Raw genomic sequence first — 19,456 nt, 5'->3', positions numbered from 1 at the left:
CGTTACTTCTTGGGTGGCACCGGCTTGCCGCCCGGCAGGACCGCGGGCGGCGGGAAGCGCAGCTTGCGGATCTGCAGAGCCCGCATCGCGGCGTAGAAGCCGACGCCGCGCAGGTTCTCCTTGGGATACTTCTCCGCCACCAGCTTCTTGATCCGCCAGGCCACGAAGATCGAGGTGAAGAGCACACCGATCATCATGATCGGCCAGCCGATCGTGATCACGTAGCCGAGCACCAGCGGACGGATGTCGGCCGGCCACGGGATCCACGTCGCCAGCAGGATCACCAGCGAGAACGGCAGGAAGTATTGGCTCGGCAGCCGCCGCGAGTCGACCCAGTCGCGCGCGAACTTGCGCGCCGGGCCCTTGTCGCGGGCCGGGAAATAGCGTTCGTCGCCCGCGAGCATGCCCTTGCGGGCCCGCTCGCGCTCGACAGTCTGCTTGGCGCGGGCCTGTCGATAGGCCTCTTTGCGGTCCTTGGGCGCGGTGACCGGCTGGCGCCGTCTGCCTTCCGCGTCCCGGCGCTTGGGTGTGGGACGACCCTTGCCCTGGGGCTTAGGATCGTCAATGGGGACGGGGGTGTCGTCCACGGAGGTTTGGGAACGGCGTCGCAACACGACGTCAACCCTACCTGGATGGCAACTTAGTGACGCCCCCGTGCGTTATGCGTAGGGTAATCCCAAGGCGGCTGCGCTGCACTGGGTGAACACCAGCACGACCTAAGAAGGGGACGGCCGACGCGCATGAGCGTGATGAAGAGACTTTCGATGATCTTCAAGTCCAAGGCCAACAAGGCCCTGGACAAAATGGAGGATCCGCGCGAGACCCTCGACTATTCCTACCAGCGGCAACTGGAGTTGCTGCAGAAGGTACGCCGGGGCGTGGCGGACGTCGCCACCTCGCGCAAGCGGGTGGAATTGCAGGTCAACGGCCTCGAACAGCAGGCCAGGCGCTATGAGGAGCAGGGCCGCAAGGCGCTGTCCGTCGGGCGCGAGGACCTGGCCCGTGAGGCCCTCCAGCGGCGGTCCAATCTGCAGGGGCAGATGGCCGACCTGAAGATCCAGCATGAGAACCTGCAGGCCGAGGAGGAGAAGCTGACCACGGCTTCCCAGCGGCTGCAGGCGAAGGTCGACTCCTTCCGTACGAAGAAGGAGACGATCAAGGCCACCTACACCGCGGCCGAGGCGCAGACGCGCATCAACGAGGCCTTCTCCGGCATCTCCGAGGAGATGGGCGACGTCGGTCTCGCGATCCAGCGCGCCGAGGACAAGACCGCGCAGATGCAGGCCCGCGCCGGCGCCATCGACGAGCTGCTCGCCAGCGGCGCGCTCGATGACTACAGCGGCACCCGCGGCGACGACATCCAGGCCGAGCTCGACCGCATGGGCGGCGGCATGGACGTGGAGCTGGAGCTGGCCAGGATGAAGGCCGAGCTCGGCCAGGGTCCGGCGCCCAAGAGCGCCATCGAGCCGGGCCAGGGCGGCCAGCAGGCCGCGCCTCAGCAGGCTCAGCCTCAGAACACGCAGCAGCTGCGCCAGCCTGGGGAGAGCGCATGATCGTCAGAATCATGGGCGAAGGGCAGGTCGAGATCTCGGCCGACGACATCTCCGTGCTCAACCAGCTCGACAGCGAGCTCGAGTCGGCCATCGAGTCCGACGACGAGGCGAGCTTCCGGGTCAAGTTGCACGCCCTGCTCGACAAGGTTCGCCACGTGGGCAAGTCGCTTCCCGACGACAGCCTTGAGCCGTCAGAGCTGATCCTTCCCCCCGCGGACGCCTCGATCGAGGAGGTCCGGGAGATGCTGGGCGACCAGGGTCTGATCCCGGGCTAGCCATGAACACGCGGTTCGCGCCCGACCGCGGTCTGACCACCCGCATGGTCGTGACGATGTTCCTGCTGGGGCTGCTCTACGTGGCCTTCATGGGTGTCCTGATCGCCGTGGGCGTTCAAGGACTGGTCGTGCTGGTGCTCGCCGGGGGCCTGCTGCTCGTGCAGTACTTCCTGTCCGATCGCATCGCGTTGTTCGCGATGCACGGCCGGGAGGTCTCGCCGCAAGAGGCTCCCGAGCTCCACGGCATGGTCGACCGCTTGTGCGCGATGGCCGACATGCCCAAGCCGCGGGTGGCGATAGCGGATTCCGACGTCCCCAACGCCTTCGCCACCGGCCGCAACCAGAACAATTCCGTCCTCTGCGTGACGACCGGCATCCTGCGCCGCCTGGAGCCCCAGGAGTTGGAGGGCGTGCTGGCACACGAGCTGTCGCACGTCGCCCACCGTGATGTCGCGGTCATGACGATCGCCTCGTTCCTCGGCATCGTGGCCGGTCTGATGACCAGGTTCGCCCTGTACACCGGGCTGGGGCGCAGCCGCGACAACAACGGCGGCGTGCCGATCGGGCTGATCATCATGCTGGTCTCGATCGTCGTGTACGCGATCAGCTTCCTGCTCACCCGAGCTCTGTCGCGCTACCGCGAACTGGCCGCGGACCGGGCGGGCGCGCTGCTCACCCAGCGGCCGTCGGCCCTGGCCAGTGCGCTGACCAAGGTCACCGGCGACATGGCCAGGATCCCGAGCCAAGACCTGCGTGAGGCGGCGCCGTTCAACGCCTTCTACTTCGCCCCCGCGCTGGCCAAGGGCGCCTCCATCGCCACCCTGTTCTCCACCCACCCACCGCTGGAGCGCCGCCTGGAGCAGCTGGCCAGGATCTCCGCCCAACTCGGAAGGGGCTGACCGTATGGGCTGGCTCGACACCCTGCTAGGCCGGTCGAAGCCCGCACCACCCAACCTCGACGCACTGTTCGCGCTGCCGTCCGCGGCGGTGACACTGCAGGCCGCCACCGGTCTCGTTCCCACCGGTCTCGGCTCGGTGTCCTTCCGCGCGGCGGAGGGCGGCGCGTTCGCCACTCTCGAAAGCGACGTGCAGGCGCTGCTCGGCGACCGCGTGGACAAGTCCTCCGACGGTTACGGCTACACCTGGCTCCTGGTGCGCCGATCACCCGACGACGTCAGCGACCTGGTCACCGAGCTGCACGCGGTCAACGCCTCGCTGGAGGGCGCCGGATTCGGTCCCTCGCTGCTCTGCTCGCTGGTGTCGTTCACCGATCCCAACGGCCGGCGGCTCGCGGTCGTCTACCTGTACAAGCGCGGCACGTTCTACCCCTTCGCGCCGCTGTCCGGTCAGCACCGCGACAACGCGCTCGAACTCCAGGCCAGAGGCGCGCTGGAGGGCGAGCTACCGCTGGAACAGGACCTCGGCCGCTGGTTCCCGGTCTGGGGCGCCCCCGGCCTCTGATCGCACCGGGTGATCTAATGATCACGTGGAGCGACGACTGCTGGTGCTCGCGGCCACGGCCTTCGTCGTGGCGGCCGTGCTGTACAGCGCCTGGATGCCCGGCCAGTTCACCAGCCCGCTGGTCGACCGGAGCGACGGCCTGGTCGGCGAGCTGGCGGCGCGCGACCAGCCCGCGACGCGCCTGTTCAGGACCGCCGACGTGCTGGCGGGCCTGGCGATCGTGCTCGGGGTGGCGCTGACGCCCCGGGTGCGGCGGGAGCGGTTCGCCTGGCTCGGGCTGGCGGCCTTCGGCGTTCTCGTACTCGCCGGTGGGCTGTTCCCGCTCGATTGCGCCGCGCTGGGCGATCCCGTCTGCGAGCTCGGCCCGCTGTCGCTCTCGCACCACGTCCACGCCGTGACCGGCGTGCTGGCCACGGCCGCCGTGCTGGCCGCGATGGCCCTGCTGAGCCACTACTGGGACACCTGCCTCGCCTGGCTGATCACCGGGGCGGCCCTGGGCGTCACCGCACTGACTCTGGCGGCCATCGCGGGCGGGTATCCGGCCGGGCTGGCGCAGCGCGGGCAGGCGACGCTTGTGGCGATTTGGCTGGTGTACGTCGCGCTGCGGCTGCTGGAGGCCGACGACCCTCCGCTGTCGCTTGGTGAGGGGCCGCATGTGGTCGTTCAGGGCGCGGGGCCCGTCGTGCTCATCAGCGCGGGGCTGGGCGGTGCGTCGTCCCACTGGGACGGGGTGGCCGCCGAACTGGCCCGGAGCCACCAGGTGATCCGCTTCGACCGGCCCGGTCTCGGCCGCAGTCCCGCCTCGCCGGCTCCACCCACTCTGTACGGGGAAGCGGCCCGCCTGGCCGCCCTGGCCCCCGCCCATCCCGAACAGGTCACCGTGGTGGCCCACTCGGTGGCCGCCTGGCACGCGGAGGCGTTCGTCAGGCTGCATCCGATGTGCGTGTCCCGGCTGGTGCTCGTCGACCCGAGCCGGGCCGACCGTGACCGGCGCGCCTCGTCGCTCGGCCGGTCCGTCGGCCGATGGCTGCCCGCGCTGGGCGGTGCCTGGGGTGCCGCCGCGCTCGCCTTCCTGGCCGGGCCGGTCGTCCATCGGCTGGTCAGTGGATTGCCGGACCGGGGGCGCGGGTGCCGTACCGGCCGGGTGCTCGCCGCGGCCGTTGGGGAGTTTCTGGCCCGGCGGGACATGGCGGCCGACCTGCGCCTCGTCCGGGCGCGGCACGCCTTTCCCGACGTACCGGTGACGGTGATCAGCCCGGTGACCGTGATCAGCGCCGGCGGGAGGGCGCGACGTCAGGAGCGGCTGGCGGGGGACCTGAACGCTGACCACGTCCGCCTGACCTCCTCGACCCGCCGCGTCCACCTCGCCGCCTCTGGCGCGATCATCGACGCCGTCCGCGGCCTGTGACGCGACGCCGTCCGCGGCCTGTGACGCGACGGCGCGCCCGGCCTCGGCGGCGGACCGCGGACCGACGCGACCGGCGTGTTCTGGCTGGTGTGTGGGCCGATGGGCTGACGCGGAGGCGCTGAACCCACCAGAATGGCGGAAAAGACGCCATTATGGGGGTTGTAATGCCGGACCTCGTGGCCCTCAGGCCAGGGGATCCCGCGTCGGTGGGGGCGTACACCCTGTCGGGGCGGCTGGGCGAGGGCGGGCAGGGGACCGTCTATCTCGCGACCGCCGCCAACGGCGCGCAGGTCGCGGTGAAGCTGCTCCGCGCGGACCTGGCCGGGGACCATGAGGCGTCGGAACGGTTCGTCCGTGAGGTGGCGATGGCCCGGCGGGTCGCCCCCTTCTGCACCGCTCAGGTCATCGAGACGGGGTTGTTCGGCGGCCTGCCGTACATCGTCAGCGAGTACATCGACGGGCCGACGCTCGATGACGTGGTGCGTACGGACGGTCCGCGCTCGGGGACGTCCCTGCACCGCCTGGCGATCGGTACGGTGACCGCCCTCGTCGCCATCCACCAGGCGGGCATCGTGCACCGCGACTTCAAGCCGTCGAACGTCGTGCTGGCCTCCGACGGCCCCCGGGTGATCGACTTCGGCATCGCCAGGGCGCTCGACCTGACCTCGTCGCTGACGGCCAGCGCCATCGGCACGCCGTCGTTCATGGCGCCCGAGCAGCTCACGGAGGCGGCTCCCGGGCCTCAGGCGGACATGTTCGCGTGGGCGTGCACGCTGCTGTTCGCCGCTTCCGGGCAGCCGCCGTTCGGGCAGGACAGCCTGCCGGCGGTGGTGAACCGGATCATCCATACCGACGCCGACGTCACGCCGATTCAGGATCCGGCGCTGCGCTCGCTGGTGACGGACTGCTTGGCCAAGGATCCCGGGCGGCGGCCGACGGCGGGTGAGGCGCTGATGCGGCTGCTCGGCCACGGGCCCGGCGGTGCCGCACCCGGCCTCCAACACCAGTCCGGCGGCGCCCCACCCAGCCTCCTGCACCAGGGGACCGCCGTGGCCGCCTCGGGCCCGGTCCCGCCGGTGACCTCGAGTCCCATCCCGGCGATGGGCTCCACGCCTCGGGCGCCGGGCGGCTCGGGGCCGGTGCCGTCGACGCACATGCCGTACCAGCAGCCTCCGCCGCCCCCGTACGCGCGGCCGTTGTACCAACAGCAGCTCCCGCTGACCCAGCCGCCCGCCCGGACGGGCGGCAGGCGGGGCATCGGGTGGATCGTCGCCACGGCGGTCGCGTGCACGCTGGCGCTGGCCACGGTCGGCGGCATCGTCGCGGTACGGCTCGCGTCCCTGCCCGGCCCGATCGGCACCTCCTCGCCGACACCGGAGGACACGAACAGCACGGACGCCTCGTACACCCCGACCCTGACTCCGACCCCCACCCCCACGCCGAGCCCGGACCAGAGCACCCGGACGATCGCGCTCCCCGGCACCTCCGTCGAGATCCGGGAGAACGGCTCCGACCCGATCAAGCTGGCCTCCTACAGCCTGAACGGCGGCAAGGGCGTCTACATCCGGCGGGCCGCCTCCGACGACTTCACCCTCGACAACCACTACTTCGAGTACGCCCTGGACGCCGACGGCGCCCGCGCGCTCGCCACCGACGTCGACTACAGCGGCGACGGCTACTCCCTCGTGTCGATCATCGACCACCGGACCGGCGCCAAGCGCACGGTGAAACTCAGCACCAGGCCGGTGTTCCCGACGACGCCGCGCTGGTCGCCGGACGGCAAGCTCGGCCTGGTCACGCTCTTCAAGGACACAGGCGGGAAAAGCGTCGAGTACGGCTACGGCGTCATCGACGTCGCGCGGGGCACGGGCAAGGTCTACCAGGTCAAGGAGAAGGGCGCGGGCGAGTGGCGCTTCTTCTGGGACGCCGGCGGGCAGGCCGTCGGTACGTGGGTGGGCGGCCGGATGAAGTTCTACGACCTGGACGGCAACGCGCTGCGTACGTTGTCCAGCGCGGGCTCGCCCGTCTGGGTGGAAGGCGACGACGTCTCCCCGTCGGGCGGGCTGTTCCTGTCGCACTGCACCGCGGCGGGTGGCGCGGTCTGCGCCAGGTCCACGACGGGCGGCGGGAGCACGCCCGTGACCATCCCGTTCGCCACCAACCGGCTCATCGGCTGGTGGGATGACCAGCACCTGGCCGTGTGGCGGGTCAAGGGCGCCGGATACGAGGCGGTTGTGATCGATCTGAAGGGGCAGGTCATCAGAGTGCTGGCCACCGCGGCCAAGCGGGCCGAGTTCGACAAGATGGGCATGCGCTTCAGCCGCGGTACGCCCTGACGAACCCGTCGATCCTATAGACCCAAGGGGGTGCGCGTGGAAACGGAGCACGAGCAGATCGCCGTCGCCGGTGAAGGTGCGGTCTCGGCCGCGCCGGATGTCATGCGCCTGAACGCGGGCGTTGAGGTGCGCAGGACCTCGGCCGCCGAAGCCTTCGCCGCCGTCAGGGCCGCCGCCGTCCGGCTCACGGAGGCGCTGACGGGGGCCGGCATCGCCCCGGAGGACCTGCGTACCAGCGAGTTGTCCCTCGGCCCCGAGTACGAGGTCTATCCCAAGGTGGCCGCCTACAGAGCCGCGCAGGGCGTCGAGGCGCTGGTCCGCGACCTGCCGCGGGCCGACCGGGTGATCGACACCGTGGCGGCGGTGGGGGAGGAGGCGCGGCTGAACGGGGTGTCGTTCGAGCTGTCCGACCCCAGCGGGGCCCTGGCGGAGGCGAGGACACGGGCGTTCCGTGACGCCGCCGCCAAGGCCGCCCAGTACGCCGAACTCGCCGGGCGCCCGCTGGGCGGGGTCGTCTCGGTGACCGAGGAGCCGGTGGGCGGGCCGCAGCCGATGGCGTTCGCCGCGCTGGCGGCGGAGGAGAAGGCGTCGATCAGCCCCGGACGCCAGACCTTGTCGATCGGCGTCCGGGTCGTCTACGCCTTCGGCGATTAGCGCGATGGTGCGGTCGTGAGGTGTTAGGGGAGGGCCAGCATGCGGTCCAGGGCGACCTTGGCCCAGTGGGTGGTGTCGGGGTCGACCGTGATCTGGTTGACGACCTCCCCGAGCGCCAGTGACTCCAGCGCCCACACGAGGTGCGGCAGGTCGATCCGGTTCATCGTCGAGCAATAGCAGACCGTCTTGTCCAGGAACGAGACGTTCTTGTCGGGGAACTGCGTGGCGAGCCGCTTGACCAGGTTCAGCTCGGTGCCGATAGCCCAGCTCGAACCCGCCGGAGCCGCCTCCAGCGTCTTGATGATGTGCTCGGTCGAGCCGACGTGGTCGGCCTTGAGCACGACCTCGTGCTTGCACTCCGGGTGCACGAGCACGTTGACGCCCGGGATGCGCCGCCGTACGTCATCGACTGACTCGGCCGTGAAACGGCCGTGCACCGAGCAGTGGCCCTTCCACAGGATCATCTTGGCGCGGTCGAGCTGTTCGCGGGTGAGGCCGCCGTTCGGGCGGTGGGGGTTCCAGACGACGCAGTCGTCCAGCGACATGCCCATCTCCAGCACCGCGGTGTTACGGCCCAGATGCTGGTCGGGCAGGAACAACACCTTCTCTCCCTGCTCAAAGGCCCAGTCAAGGGCCCGCTTGGCGTTGGAGGAGGTGCAGACCGCGCCGCCGTTGCGGCCGCAGAAGGCCTTGATGTCGGCGCTGGAGTTCATGTACGTGACGGGAATCACCTGGTCGGCGAGACCGGCGTCCTCCAGCGACTCCCAGCACTCCTCGACCTGGTCGAAGGTGGCCATGTCCGCCATCGAGCAGCCCGCCGCCAGGTCGGGCAGGATCACCTTCTGCTCCTGGCCGGTCAGGATGTCGGCGGACTCGGCCATGAAGTGCACGCCGCAGAAGACGATGAACTCCGCCTCCGGCCTGGCCGCGGCCTGCTGCGCGAGTTTGAAGGAGTCGCCGGTGACGTCGGCGAACTGGATGACCTCGTCACGCTGATAGTGGTGGCCCAGCACGAACAAACGGTCACCGAGCGCCTCCTTGGCCTTGCGCGCCCGCTCCACCAGGTCCGGATCGGAGGCGGGTGGCAGCTCACCAGGACAGTCGACCCCCTTCTCACTGTGCGGATCGGCGTCCCGGCCGAGTACGAAGAGCGGTAGCCCAGTCTGGGTGGCCATGGCCATACCCCCTTATCGTCGAACTGACGATACTCATCATGACATATCGCCCGTAGCGCTTATTCCGGGGGTCCGGAGGGCTGGGAATGTGTAGCACAGGGGATGTGTTGGTAGCGTCTAAGTAGGACGTCGTAAACAGACAGCCGGGTTAGGGAGTCAGCAGATGACGGTTGAGAGCAGCGAGACCACGACGCAGGGCCTGATCCTGACTGACGCGGCCGCCGCCAAGGTCAAGGCCCTGCTTGAGCAGCAGGGCGAAGAGGGCCTGCAGCTGCGCGTGGCCGTGCAGCCGGGTGGCTGCTCGGGTCTGCGCTACCAGCTCTTCTTCGACGACCGCTCGATGGACGGCGATGTCGTTACCGACTTCGGCGGCGTGAGCGTGGTCACCGACAGGATGAGCGCCCCTTACCTGCTGGGCGCCTCCATCGACTTCGTCGACACGATCGAGAAGCAGGGCTTCACCATCGACAACCCCAACGCCACCGGCTCCTGTGCCTGTGGCGACTCGTTCAACTAGTCGATGCCGCCAAGGTCCCGCTCGCATCCGTGCGACGCGGGACCTTCGCGTATCCTTACTCGCGTATCCTCGTTTGGTTCATTGGCTTGCCGACAACGAGGAAGAAGAATCCCGTGCGCATCGCCGTCACCGGCTCCATCGCGACCGACCACCTGATGACCTTCCCAGGAAGCTTCGGCGAGCAGCTCATCGCCGAGCAGCTCGATCGGGTGTCGCTCTCCTTCTTGGTGGACGACCTGCAGATACGTCGCGGCGGGTGCGCGGCGAACATCGCCTTCGGCATGGGCTGCCTGGGGCTCACCCCGATTCTCGTGGGCGCGGTCGGCTCGGACTTCGCCGACTACCGCTCCTGGCTGGAGCGCCACGGCGTGGACTGCGATTCCGTGCACGTCTCCGAGAACCATCACACGGCCCGCTTCCTGTGCACCACGGACGAGCATCACAACCAGATCGCCTCGTTCTACACCGGCGCGATGGCCGAGGCGCGGCTCATCGAGCTGCGGCCCGTCTCCGATCGCGTGGGCGGTCTCGACCTGGTGCTCATCAGCCCGAACGACCCCGACGCCATGCTGCGCCACACCGACGAGTGCCGCCAGCGTGGCATCCCGTTCGCCGCCGACCCCTCGCAGCAGCTCGCGCGCATGGCCGACGAGCAGATCCGTGACCTCGTCGACGGCGCCGCCTACCTGTTCTCCAACGACTACGAGAAGGGGCTCATCGAGCAGAAGACCGGCTGGTCCGACGCCGAGATCCTGGACCGGGTGGGCGTCCGCGTCACCACGCTCGGCCCCAAGGGTGCCGTCATCGACCGCGCGGGTGAGCCGTCCATCCAGGTCGCTCCCGCGCCGGAGCAGGGCAAGGCCGACCCGACCGGCGTCGGCGACGCCTTCCGCGCGGGCTTCCTGTCGGGCTTGGCCTGGGGCCTGCCGCTGGAGCGCTGCGGCCAGCTCGGCAACCTGACCGCCACGCACGTGCTGGAGCGGGTCGGCGGCCAGGAGTACGAGCTCGGGCAGAAGGCCTTCCTGGAGCGCTTCGGCGCCGCCTACGGAGCCGGGGCCGCCGAGGAGATCGCGGACCTCGTCCGCTGCCACCACGCCTGACCCGCCACCGCCTCCCCACGCGGAGCGCCCCGCCGCACGGTCAGTGCGGCGGGGTGGTGTGTTTTCCGTGACGATGCGGCCTGTACGCGGCCCGCGACATCGCAGGGCGTGCGTGGCCCGCGATGCGGCAGGTGGTCAGGCGTCCATGTACACCCGGTGGACGAACTCGACCAGCTGGTCGTCGGGCAGGTGCCTGGCCAGGTCGGCCTCGGTGATCATGCCGACGATCCGCATGTCCGCCATCACCGGCAGCCGTTTGATCTGGTGCTCCTCCATGAGCTGGAGGGCCTCCTCGACCGTGGCGTCGACCGGTACCGAGACCAGCCCGACCACCAGGTCGCCCGCCCGCATGGCCGACGGGGCGCGGCCCTCGGCCACGCACTTGATCACGATGTCGCGGTCGGTGATGATCCCGGTCACGCGGTCGTCCACGCAGACCGGCAGTGCCCCGACGTGGCTGTCACGCATCATCTGCGCGGCCCGGTCGAGCGTCTCGTGGGCGGGGATGCACTCCGCGCCCTGGCTCATCAGGTCGCGCGCGGTCCGATGTGAATGTCCATCCGTCATGTCTTCCCCCCGGAAGTCGATGGTCTGACCCGAGGGGCTTCCTACCCACTTTGGGATGTTCTGCGCCGTACGTACGAAATATCAGTAATTGCGGCGTACGTGGATGGACCAGCCGCCCTGCGGCAGCTCGTAGGAGCCCACGTGGCGGTGGGACTTCAGGCGGCACCACGCGGGGACGTCCGTGAACGCGGCCGGATCGTCGGCCAGGACGGCTATCACGGCGTTGAGCGGGACGTAGTTGATCTGCTCGGCGAGCATGATGATCGGGATCGGGCACTTCTTCCCGAGTGCGTCGATCGTCAACGCCGGCTGAATAACCTCGGTCATGCGACTCCTGCGTCCTGCCGGATTCGGTGCACCACATCGGGCAGCACGGCGAGGAACCTGTCGACCTCGGCCGCGGAAGCGCCCCTGGGCAGCGACACCCGGACATTGCCATGCGTGAGCACGCCCATGGCTTCCAGAACGTGCGATGGACGAAGCGTACTAGCGGTGCACGAACTCCCGGACGATACTGCGAATCCGGCCTTGTCCAGCTCGGTGAGCAGGACCTCCCCGTCGACGTAGAGGCAGGAGAAGGTCACGATGTGGGGCGCCCGCTCGACCGGATCGCCGATCACCTCCACGTCGGGCACGATCTCCGGCACGGTCCGCCTGATCTTGTCGACGAGCGCGGAGAGCCGGGAACGTTCGCGCGCCGCCTCGGCGGTCATCGCGCGCAGCGCGGCCGCGGCGGCGACGATGCCCGGTACGTTCTCGAACCCAGGGACGCGGCGGCGCTCGCGCTCATCCTCGGGCAGGAACGACCTGAACCGCGTGCCCTTGCGCACCACCAGCACGCCCACCCCGGCGGGACCGCCCCACTTGTGGGCGCTGGCCGTCAGCACCGACCAGCCCTCCGGAATCGGCAGCCGCCCGGCCGTCTGCGCGGCGTCGACCAGCAGCGGGACGCCGTGCTCCCGGCAGGCCGCGGCCACCTCCGCCACCGGCTGAAGCGTGCCGACCTCGTGGTTGGCCGTCTGCAGGCAGGCCAGGCCCGTGTCGGGCCTGGCGACGGCGGCCTTGAAGGCGGCCGGGTCGACGCGTCCGCGCAGATCCACCCCCACGATCTCCACCGTACCGCCGCCGCGTTCGTGCAGGCTGGCGGCGTGCAGCACGCTGGAGTGCTCGACCGCGCTCGTCACCAGATGCCGCCCCGCCCTCCGCCTGCCGTGTAGGGTGCCGAGCACGCCGAGATGCACGGCCTGCGTGCCCGAAGAGGTGAACGACACCTCGTCCGGGCGTGCGCCGAGCGCCTCGGCCACTTCCGTACGGGCCTGCTCCAGCAGCAGGTGCGCACGGCGGGCCTGGCCGTACAACCTCGCGGGGTCGGCCCAGCCGACATCGATCGCCGCCAGGAGCGCCTCGCGGGCCTGGGGGTGGAGCGGCTCGGTCGAGGCCGCGTCAAAGTACGCCACGAGACCCATCGTCCCACTTGCCGTACGCCTTCGAGGGGGCGCGCGGGAGGGCGGGGCTCTTGCACGCTAATGTGTCTGCAATCAGCTGTGCTTTTAGACATACGAGCGCCCAGGAGGACTCCTGGGCTTCATCTGTGGGGTAGGCGATCCGTGAGTCCGACTCGCCGTTCGACACGGCGTTCGTTGGCCCGGCGCAGAGTGCCGCGAGCCGCCGCTTTGGCGTTGCTGCTGGCCTCCGCTACGGCATGTGCTAATGACGTTCCCGAGGCCGATTGGTCCAAGGGGCTGCTTCCTGAGCACATCACCAGCCAGGGCGACATCGTCCAGAATCTTTGGAACGGGGCCTGGGTCGCCGCACTCGCCACGGGCGCCGTGGTCATCGTCCTGATCATCTGGGCGTGTGTGTTCCATGTGAAGCGCAAGGCCAAGGCCGAGCTCCCGCCGCAGGTCCGTTACAACCTGCCGATCGAGATGCTCTACACCTTGATCCCGCTGGTGATGGTGTCGGTGTTCTTCTTCTTCACCGCGCGCGACAGCCGGGATCTGCAGGTGCTCTCCGGCCACCCTGACGTCAAGGTCAAGGTGGAGGCGTTCCAGTGGAGCTGGCGGTTCACCTCGACGATCAACGGCAAGACGTTGAAGCCGGTCGTGGGCCAGCCCGTGAGCGACTACAAGTCGGGCCCGCAGCTCGTGCTGCCCGTGGGCAAGACGGTGGAGTTCGAGCTGGAGTCGCCCGACGTCATCCACTCCTTCTGGGTGCCGGCGTTCCTGTTCAAGCGTGACGTCATCCCGGGGCTGCCCAAGGAGAACAAGGGCCGCTTCTTCGAGATCAAGACGCTGGACAAGCCCGGCGTCTACGCGGGTCGTTGCGCCGAGCTGTGCGGCGTCGACCACAGTCGCATGCTCTTCTCGGTGAAGCTCGTCAAGCAGGCTGAGTACGACCAGTACATCGCGACTCAGGCTGGGAGCGCTCAGTGACCGCCATCCAAGAGCCAATCTCGACGACCCCGAGGCGTGCCAGCAAGGGCGCGGTGGTCGTGAAGTGGCTGTCCAGCACCGACCACAAGATCATCGGTCACCTTTATCTGATCACGTCGTTCGCCTTCTTCCTGATCGGCGGCGTCATGGCGCTGATCATGCGGGCCGAGCTGGCGCAGCCGGCGCTGCAGTTCGTCAGCAACGAGCAGTTCAACCAGCTGTTCACCATGCACGGCACGATCATGCTGCTGATGTTCGCGACGCCGCTGTTCGCCGGGTTCGCCAACGAGCTGATGCCGCTGCAGATCGGCGCGCCGGACGTGGCCTTCCCCCGGCTGAACATGGTGAGCTACTGGCTCTACCTGTTCGGTAGCATCATCGCGGTGTCGGGCTTCTTCACGCCCAACGGCGCCGCCTCCTTCGGGTGGTTCGCCTACACGCCGCTGTCGACCGCGATCAGCTCGCCGGGCATGGGCGGTGACCTGTGGATCATGGGTCTGGCGCTGTCGGGCCTGGGTACGATCCTCGGCTCGGTCAACTTCATCACCACGATCATCTGCATGCGCGCGCCGGGCATGACGATGTTCCGCATGCCGATCTTCACCTGGAACATCCTGCTGACCAGCATGCTCGTGCTGATGGCCTTCCCGGTGCTGGCCGCCGCGCTGCTGGCCCTGGAGGCCGACCGCAAGCTCGGTACCCACATCTTCACCCCGGAGAACGGCGGGGCGCTGTTGTGGCAGCACCTGTTCTGGTTCTTCGGCCATCCGGAGGTCTACATCATCGCGCTGCCGTTCTTCGGCATCGTGAGTGAGATCTTCCCGGTGTTCAGCCGCAAGCCGATCTTCGGCTACATCAGCCTCGTGGCCGCGACGATCTCGATCGCCGGCCTGTCGATCACGGTCTGGGCGCACCACATGTTCCCGACCGGGCAGGTGTTGCTGCCGTTCTTCTCGTTCATGACGTTCCTCATCGCGGTGCCGACGGGCGTGAAGTTCTTCAACTGGATCGGCACGATGTGGCGTGGTCATCTCACGTTCGAGTCGCCGATGCTGTTCTCGATCGGCTTCCTGATCACCTTCCTGCTGGGCGGCCTGACCGGCGTCATCCTGGCCTCGCCGCCGCTCGACTTCCAGATCAGTGACACCTACTTCGTCGTGGCCCACTTCCACTACGTGGTGTTCGGCACGGTGGTGTTCGCGATGTTCGCCGGCTTCTACTTCTGGTGGCCCAAGTTCACCGGCAAGATGCTCGACGACAAGCTCGGCAAGCTGCAGTTCTGGCTGCTGTTCATCGGCTTCCACGCGACGTTCCTGATCCAGCACTGGCTCGGCGTCGTCGGCTTCCCGCGCCGCTACGCCGACTACAGCCCCGCCGACGGCTTCACCGACCTGAACCTCATCTCGTCGGTCGGCGCCTTCGTGCTCGGCCTGTCGGTGCTGCCGTTCTTCTACAACGTCTGGAAGACCGCGCGCAGCGCGCCGAAGGTCACGGTCGACGACCCGTGGGGCTACGGCAACTCGCTCGAATGGGCGACCTCCTGCCCGCCGCCGCGGCACAACTTCACCATGCTGCCGCGGATCCGGTCCGAGCGTCCCGCGTTCGACCTGCACTACCCGCACGTGTCCGCCAAGACGCCCCAGGAGGTCGAGGCCTGATGAAGGTACAGGGTTGGCTGTTCCTGCTGTGCGGCCTGTTCTTCGCCGGCGTGGACGTCGCTTACTGGTTCTGGACCAAGGCGGACACCGGGCACGGGGAGCCGGTCGGCACCACGGCCATGGCCATCTCGGTCGGCTTCGCGTTCATGATCGGCTACTACCTGATGTTCACGGCGCGGCGCATCGGCGACCAGCCCGAGGACAACAAGCAGGCCGAGATCAGCGACGGCGCCGGTGAGATCGGGTTCTTCAGCCCGAGCAGCTGGTGGCCGCTGTTCCTCTGCCTGGCGGCGGCGTTCGCGTTCGCCGGGTTCGTGATCGGGTTCTGGATGTTCCTGATCGGCGTGTTCCTGATCATCATGGCCATGATCGGGTTCGTGTTCCAGTACTACCGGGGTAACTTCTCGCACTGACCGCGAGACTTTCGGCGGGTGTCCTCTTCTGGGAGAGGACGCCCGCTTTTTGTTGTTCTTTACCGGTACACGGATGTGACGAATCAAGCACTCAGGGTAACAAGTGAGGGGAATGGATCGATCTCGGACGGGGGAGTGCACGTGGGGCGCTTGGCTCATGGATCCGCCGGGCTGCTGGCCCTGGCCCTGCTGACATCGTGTTCTGGGACCCAGACCGACCCTTCCGGAAGCGCCGGGGCGACCGGTGCCGCCACCGGTGGTCCGGCCGCCGGGGCTGCGGCCGGTCAGACCGCCGCGGTCGGTGAGGGGGTCGCGAAGCCGCCTGTGGCGGCCACCGTGGTGGTGAATCCACTCAACAAAGCCGGAAATATCCCGACGGACCAGACCGTGGTCGTCACCGCGCAGTCCGGCACCCTCAAGAGCGTCCGGATCCAGGGCGGCGGCAAGGCGGGCGAACTGCCGGGCGTGCTCAGCGCCGATGGCACCGCCTGGCGCAGCACCCGTACCGCCAGGCCGGGCACCACGTACACGATCACCACGCTCGCCGCCGGCGCCGACGGCAAGCCGATCGAGAGCACCAGCACGTTCTCGACGGTCAAGGCGACCAAGACCTTCGACATCGAGACGGTGACGCCGAACCGCTACGACACCGGCCTGACGGTCGGCATCGGCATGCCGGTCATGATCACCTTCGACCAGCCGATCACCGACCGGGTGGCGGTCGAGCGCAATCTCGTCATCCACAGCTCGAAGCCGGTCGAGGGCGCCTGGCACTGGTTCGACGACCGGCACGTGGACTTCCGGCCGCTGCACTACTGGCCGGCTCACACCAACGTCCGCATGGAGGCCCACCTGGCCGGTGTACGGGGGGCCGAAGGCGTGTACGGCAAGCGCGACTTCGCCTTCGACTTCAAGATCGGCCGTTCGCAGATCACCAAAGGCAGCACCGACGTCCACGTGCTCACGGTCCGCCGCGACGGCAAGACGATCCGCACCATGCCGATGAGCGCCGGCCAGGGCGGGGACTGGAAGTACTACACGACCTCCGGCATCCACCTGGCCATGTCCAGGGAGCCGGTGACCGTCATGACCTCACCCGGCATCGGGCCCGGCTCGGCGGGCTACTACCAGCTGACCGTCTACAACACCGTGCGCATCTCCAACAGCGGCGAGTACGTGCACAGCGCGCCGTGGTCGGTCGGCTCGCAGGGCTACGCGAACGTGAGCCACGGGTGCGTGAACGTCAGCCCAGAGAACGCGGCCTGGTTCATCAAGAACACGCTGATCGGGGACCCGATCATCATCACGGGCTCGCCCCGGGTGCTGGAGCCGACCAACGGGTGGGGGCACTGGCAGGAGAGCTGGCGGGAGTGGCTCAAGTGGAGCTCGCTCAAGGCCGCCCCCACCATGCTCCTTAACCGCTGAACGCTCCTTAACCGCTGAACGCTCCTTAACCGCTGAACGCTCCTGAACCGCTGAGAGCTCTTATCGCCTGAAGGCCCGTGGAAGGGCTCTACCGCTGAGGCCCTCTGTACGTCCCTGTAGCCCTCGTTGCGGCCCTCTTGAGGGTTCGGCGGTCGGTTGGGTCCCGATGGGGTTACGCCGGGCGGAGGGAGCGGCTGGTCTCTATCCAGCGGTCCAGCGTGGCGGCGGCGCGGCCGGAGTCGACGGCCTGGACGGCGCGCGCGTAGCCGTCGATCATCGCCGCGTCGAGGTCGTCGCCGGGTCCGTCCAGCGCCACCAGGGCCGCCGCCGCGTTGAGCAGCACGGCGTCGCGCACCGGGCCCGTCTTGCCGCGCAGGAGGTCGTGGACCGCCTGGGCGTTGAAGTCGACGTCGCCGCCCTTGAGGGCGCCCGCGTCGGCCCGGGGGATGCCGAGGACGGAGGGGTCGAAGACGGTCTGGGTGGCGACGCCCTCCTTGACGATCCAGACCGTGGAGGTCGTGGCGATCGTGAGCTCGTCGAGTCCGTCGTCGCCGCGGAAGACCAGGGCGGAGACGCCGCGCTCGGCGAAGACGCCCGCGAGGACCGGCAGCATGTTCTTGTCGAAGACGCCGATGGCCTGGGCCGCGGGGCGGGCCGGGTTGGTGAGCGGGCCGAGGAAGTTGAAGACCGTCGGGACGCCGATCTCCTTGCGCGGCGGCCCGGCGAAGCGCAGCGCGGGGTGGTAGACCGGGGCGAAGCAGAAGGCGATGCCCGCCTCGCGGGCGACGAGGGCCGTCTGCTCGGGCGTCAGGTCGAGGCGGATGCCCAGGTGCTCCAGCACGTCGGCGGCGCCGCACGAGGAGGAGGCGGCGCGGTTGCCGTGCTTGACCACGCGGGCGCCCGCGCCGGCGGCCACGATGGCGGCCATCGTCGAGACGTTGACCGTGTGGGCGCGGTCGCCGCCGGTGCCGACGACGTCGACGACCGGGCCCTCGACGTCGAGCGGGGTGGCCAGCTCCAGCATGGTGCGGGCCAGGCCCACGACCTCCGCCACCGTCTCGCCCTTGGCCCGCAGCGCGACCGCGAACCCGGCGATCTGGGCCGACGTCGCGGAGCCGGACATGATCTCCCGCATCGCCCAGGAGGTCTCATCGGCGGTCAGATGCTCACCCGACAGGAGAGCCGAGAGCAGGGCGGGCCAGGTCGTCCGGGCATCCACGGCAGGCACCTACTTCGCGTTGAGTCGGGTCGAGGCGCGGCGGCGCATCAGGTCGGCGACGGTGTCGGCCAGGACCATGGGCTCCAGCGGCTGCGGGACCACGGCGTCGGCCTTGGACCACTCGGCCAGCCAGCGGTCGTCGCGCCGGGCGATGATCAGGCAGACGGGCGGGCAGTCGTAGACCTCGTCCTTGGCCTGGCGCGAGACGCCCATGCCGCCGGCGGGCTGGGTCTCGCCGTCGAGGATGGCCACGTCGATCTCGCCGGAGCCCAGCCACTGGTGAACCTTGGGCTCGGTGGCGCACTCCACGATCTCCACGAGGGGGACATCGGCGGCGGGTCGCCGGCCGATCGCCAGCCGAACCTCTTCACGGGTGGCGGCGTCGTCGCTGTAGACGAGGACCCTCATCGTGTCGTCGGTGCTCACGGTCGCGCTCACTATCGGTCGTAGCTGTATGGTCACCTGGGATCGTACCGGTGCCCCGGCCCGCAATCCCAGGCCGCCGTCTCTGGCGGGCGTTTTGTCCTCATTTTTTGAGGTTACGGGCATGTTTGTTCCTGCTTACGGGGGGGTCGTGCGCGGGACCGCCCACAGAAGCCGCAATAATGCTGCCCGTGGCGACAGCATCCGCAATAACTTCGACGACGACAGCACAGCCGTACCGCAGACCCAATCTGGTCAGCGTCGGTACGATCGTCTGGCTGTCCTCTGAGCTCATGTTCTTCGCGGCGCTGTTCGCGATGTACTTCACCATCCGGTCGGTGAGCGAGGGCAACGGCCTCGAGTGGGGCCCCGCGCTCCTGCAGAAGGGCGTGGAAGCCGAAGGCGCTCACCTGAACATCCCGTTCGCGACGGTCAACACGATCATCCTGGTCCTGTCGAGTGTGACGTGCCAGCTGGGCGTATGGGCCGCGGAGAAGGGGCAGGTCGGCAAGCTCCGCTTCTGGTACCTCGTGAGCTTCCTGATGGGCGCGGTCTTCGTCGCCGGTCAGCTGTACGAGTACGGCGAGCTGGCGAAGGAGGGCGCGACCCTTTCCGCGAACGCCTTCACCTCGGTGTTCTACCTGACGACGGGCTTCCACGGTCTGCACGTCACGGGTGGCCTGATCGCGTTCCTCTTCATGCTGGGACGGACGTACGCCGCGAAGCGCTTCACGCATGAGCAGGCCACCAGCGCCATCGTCGTGTCCTACTACTGGCACTTCGTCGACGTCGTCTGGATCGGTCTTTTCGCGACCATCTACATTATTCGTTAAGGAA

Annotated in this window: 21 protein-coding genes; 14 read left to right on the top strand and 7 right to left on the bottom strand. The window is 68.8% G+C overall.

Annotated elements, in window-relative coordinates:
• Window positions 1-2: 2 nt before the first annotated feature.
• Window positions 3-614 carry a DUF3043 domain-containing protein gene (locus AB0L53_RS03240; RefSeq protein ID WP_363989514.1) on the bottom strand — a complete coding sequence of 204 codons (612 nt, stop codon included), beginning with the start codon at window positions 612-614 and terminating at the stop codon, window positions 3-5.
• 126 nt (window positions 615-740) lie between these two features.
• Between AB0L53_RS03240 and AB0L53_RS03235 the strand changes: the two genes are divergently transcribed.
• The 7 genes from AB0L53_RS03235 to AB0L53_RS03205 all read left to right on the top strand — a co-directional run bounded on the left by AB0L53_RS03235 (window position 741) and on the right by AB0L53_RS03205 (window position 7,687).
• Window positions 741-1,553 (top strand): PspA/IM30 family protein, encoded by an 813-nt coding sequence (locus AB0L53_RS03235; RefSeq protein WP_363989511.1) that lies wholly within the window; start codon window positions 741-743, stop codon window positions 1,551-1,553.
• A complete protein-coding gene (locus tag AB0L53_RS03230) occupies window positions 1,550-1,828 on the top strand; it encodes a hypothetical protein (RefSeq protein ID WP_225298409.1) in 279 nt (92 codons plus the stop codon). The genes AB0L53_RS03235 and AB0L53_RS03230 overlap by 4 nt, the downstream gene beginning before the upstream one ends.
• A gap of 2 nt (window positions 1,829-1,830) precedes the next feature.
• Entirely contained in the window at window positions 1,831-2,727 is an 897-nt protein-coding gene (gene htpX, locus AB0L53_RS03225) for a zinc metalloprotease HtpX (protein WP_363989508.1), read from the top strand.
• 4 nt (window positions 2,728-2,731) lie between these two features.
• Window positions 2,732-3,289, top strand: coding sequence for a hypothetical protein (locus tag AB0L53_RS03220; RefSeq protein WP_357640042.1), 558 nt, complete (start codon window positions 2,732-2,734; stop codon window positions 3,287-3,289).
• A 25-nt stretch (window positions 3,290-3,314) separates the two neighbouring features.
• Window positions 3,315-4,697, top strand: a complete 1,383-nt coding sequence (locus tag AB0L53_RS03215; RefSeq protein WP_363989505.1) for an alpha/beta fold hydrolase — start codon at window positions 3,315-3,317, stop codon at window positions 4,695-4,697.
• A gap of 164 nt (window positions 4,698-4,861) precedes the next feature.
• Window positions 4,862-7,033 carry a serine/threonine-protein kinase gene (locus AB0L53_RS03210; protein ID WP_363989502.1) on the top strand — a complete coding sequence of 724 codons (2,172 nt, stop codon included), beginning with the start codon at window positions 4,862-4,864 and terminating at the stop codon, window positions 7,031-7,033.
• 36 nt (window positions 7,034-7,069) lie between these two features.
• Window positions 7,070-7,687, top strand: a complete 618-nt coding sequence (locus tag AB0L53_RS03205) for an SIMPL domain-containing protein (RefSeq protein WP_363989499.1) — start codon at window positions 7,070-7,072, stop codon at window positions 7,685-7,687.
• Between the two features lie 23 nt (window positions 7,688-7,710).
• Here the strand turns inward: AB0L53_RS03205 and nadA are convergent, their stop codons facing one another.
• Entirely contained in the window at window positions 7,711-8,868 is a 1,158-nt protein-coding gene (gene nadA / locus AB0L53_RS03200) for a quinolinate synthase NadA (RefSeq protein WP_363989492.1), read from the bottom strand.
• Window positions 8,869-9,025: 157 nt separating this feature from the next.
• Between nadA and erpA the strand changes: the two genes are divergently transcribed.
• Both erpA and AB0L53_RS03190 read left to right on the top strand, forming a co-directional pair.
• On the top strand, window positions 9,026-9,379 hold the full coding sequence (gene erpA, locus AB0L53_RS03195) for an iron-sulfur cluster insertion protein ErpA (protein WP_214637841.1): 354 nt from the start codon (window positions 9,026-9,028) through the stop codon (window positions 9,377-9,379).
• A 113-nt stretch (window positions 9,380-9,492) separates the two neighbouring features.
• Entirely contained in the window at window positions 9,493-10,479 is a 987-nt protein-coding gene (locus tag AB0L53_RS03190) for a carbohydrate kinase family protein (protein ID WP_363989488.1), read from the top strand.
• A gap of 135 nt (window positions 10,480-10,614) precedes the next feature.
• On the opposite strand, the gene AB0L53_RS03185 is transcribed toward AB0L53_RS03190, so the two are convergent.
• From AB0L53_RS03185 to AB0L53_RS03175, 3 genes are all read right to left on the bottom strand, one after another.
• On the bottom strand, window positions 10,615-11,046 hold the full coding sequence (locus tag AB0L53_RS03185) for a CBS domain-containing protein (RefSeq protein ID WP_363989485.1): 432 nt from the start codon (window positions 11,044-11,046) through the stop codon (window positions 10,615-10,617).
• An 81-nt stretch (window positions 11,047-11,127) separates the two neighbouring features.
• Entirely contained in the window at window positions 11,128-11,373 is a 246-nt protein-coding gene (locus tag AB0L53_RS03180) for a sulfurtransferase TusA family protein (protein ID WP_225298426.1), read from the bottom strand.
• Complete coding sequence (locus tag AB0L53_RS03175) at window positions 11,370-12,512, bottom strand: cysteine desulfurase family protein (protein ID WP_363989482.1); 1,143 nt, start codon at window positions 12,510-12,512, stop codon at window positions 11,370-11,372. Before AB0L53_RS03175 ends, AB0L53_RS03180 begins: the two co-directional genes overlap by 4 nt.
• A 174-nt stretch (window positions 12,513-12,686) precedes the next feature.
• Here AB0L53_RS03175 and AB0L53_RS03170 point away from each other — a divergent pair, with 174 nt between their 5' ends.
• From AB0L53_RS03170 to AB0L53_RS03155, 4 genes are all read left to right on the top strand, one after another.
• A complete protein-coding gene (locus tag AB0L53_RS03170; protein ID WP_363989479.1) occupies window positions 12,687-13,481 on the top strand; it encodes a cytochrome c oxidase subunit II in 795 nt (264 codons plus the stop codon).
• A complete protein-coding gene (gene ctaD / locus AB0L53_RS03165) occupies window positions 13,478-15,139 on the top strand; it encodes a cytochrome c oxidase subunit I (protein WP_358188181.1) in 1,662 nt (553 codons plus the stop codon). Before AB0L53_RS03170 ends, ctaD begins: the two co-directional genes overlap by 4 nt.
• Window positions 15,139-15,552 (top strand): cytochrome c oxidase subunit 4, encoded by a 414-nt coding sequence (locus AB0L53_RS03160; protein ID WP_225298434.1) that lies wholly within the window; start codon window positions 15,139-15,141, stop codon window positions 15,550-15,552. Before ctaD ends, AB0L53_RS03160 begins: the two co-directional genes overlap by 1 nt.
• Before the next feature lie 141 nt (window positions 15,553-15,693).
• A complete protein-coding gene (locus AB0L53_RS03155) occupies window positions 15,694-16,977 on the top strand; it encodes an Ig-like domain-containing protein (RefSeq protein WP_363989476.1) in 1,284 nt (427 codons plus the stop codon).
• 172 nt (window positions 16,978-17,149) lie between these two features.
• On the opposite strand, the gene trpD is transcribed toward AB0L53_RS03155, so the two are convergent.
• Window positions 17,150-18,196 carry an anthranilate phosphoribosyltransferase gene (gene trpD, locus AB0L53_RS03150; RefSeq protein ID WP_358538615.1) on the bottom strand — a complete coding sequence of 349 codons (1,047 nt, stop codon included), beginning with the start codon at window positions 18,194-18,196 and terminating at the stop codon, window positions 17,150-17,152.
• Between the two features lie 9 nt (window positions 18,197-18,205).
• Window positions 18,206-18,604, bottom strand: coding sequence for a hypothetical protein (locus tag AB0L53_RS03145; RefSeq protein ID WP_363990350.1), 399 nt, complete (start codon window positions 18,602-18,604; stop codon window positions 18,206-18,208).
• Between the two features lie 197 nt (window positions 18,605-18,801).
• Here AB0L53_RS03145 and AB0L53_RS03140 point away from each other — a divergent pair, with 197 nt between their 5' ends.
• Complete coding sequence (locus tag AB0L53_RS03140) at window positions 18,802-19,452, top strand: heme-copper oxidase subunit III (protein WP_225298440.1); 651 nt, start codon at window positions 18,802-18,804, stop codon at window positions 19,450-19,452.
• The last annotated feature ends 4 nt before the right edge of the window (window positions 19,453-19,456 follow it).

Source organism: Nonomuraea sp. NPDC052129 (assembly GCF_040680095.1).
In the GTDB taxonomy this organism is placed as follows: domain Bacteria; phylum Actinomycetota; class Actinomycetes; order Streptosporangiales; family Streptosporangiaceae; genus Nonomuraea.
The sequence above is the reverse complement of the archived record's forward strand: the minus strand, read 5'-3'. Positions and strand labels throughout refer to the sequence as shown.

What these genes read in the sequence shown, in the direction of transcription:
- AB0L53_RS03180 (WP_225298426.1), bottom strand. Translation starts at nt 11,373, where the DNA reads ATGACCGAGGTTATTCAGCCGGCGTTGACGATCGACGCACTCGGGAAG.
- AB0L53_RS03220 (WP_357640042.1), top strand. Translation starts at nt 2,732, where the DNA reads ATGGGCTGGCTCGACACCCTGCTAGGCCGGTCGAAGCCCGCACCACCC.
- AB0L53_RS03160 (WP_225298434.1), top strand. Translation starts at nt 15,139, where the DNA reads ATGAAGGTACAGGGTTGGCTGTTCCTGCTGTGCGGCCTGTTCTTCGCC.
- htpX (WP_363989508.1), top strand. Translation starts at nt 1,831, where the DNA reads ATGAACACGCGGTTCGCGCCCGACCGCGGTCTGACCACCCGCATGGTC.
- AB0L53_RS03235 (WP_363989511.1), top strand. Translation starts at nt 741, where the DNA reads ATGAGCGTGATGAAGAGACTTTCGATGATCTTCAAGTCCAAGGCCAAC.
- AB0L53_RS03140 (WP_225298440.1), top strand. Translation starts at nt 18,802, where the DNA reads ATGCTGCCCGTGGCGACAGCATCCGCAATAACTTCGACGACGACAGCA.
- AB0L53_RS03175 (WP_363989482.1), bottom strand. Translation starts at nt 12,512, where the DNA reads ATGGGTCTCGTGGCGTACTTTGACGCGGCCTCGACCGAGCCGCTCCAC.
- nadA (WP_363989492.1), bottom strand. Translation starts at nt 8,868, where the DNA reads ATGGCCATGGCCACCCAGACTGGGCTACCGCTCTTCGTACTCGGCCGG.
- AB0L53_RS03230 (WP_225298409.1), top strand. Translation starts at nt 1,550, where the DNA reads ATGATCGTCAGAATCATGGGCGAAGGGCAGGTCGAGATCTCGGCCGAC.
- AB0L53_RS03145 (WP_363990350.1), bottom strand. Translation starts at nt 18,604, where the DNA reads ATGAGGGTCCTCGTCTACAGCGACGACGCCGCCACCCGTGAAGAGGTT.
- AB0L53_RS03185 (WP_363989485.1), bottom strand. Translation starts at nt 11,046, where the DNA reads ATGACGGATGGACATTCACATCGGACCGCGCGCGACCTGATGAGCCAG.
- erpA (WP_214637841.1), top strand. Translation starts at nt 9,026, where the DNA reads ATGACGGTTGAGAGCAGCGAGACCACGACGCAGGGCCTGATCCTGACT.
- AB0L53_RS03210 (WP_363989502.1), top strand. Translation starts at nt 4,862, where the DNA reads ATGCCGGACCTCGTGGCCCTCAGGCCAGGGGATCCCGCGTCGGTGGGG.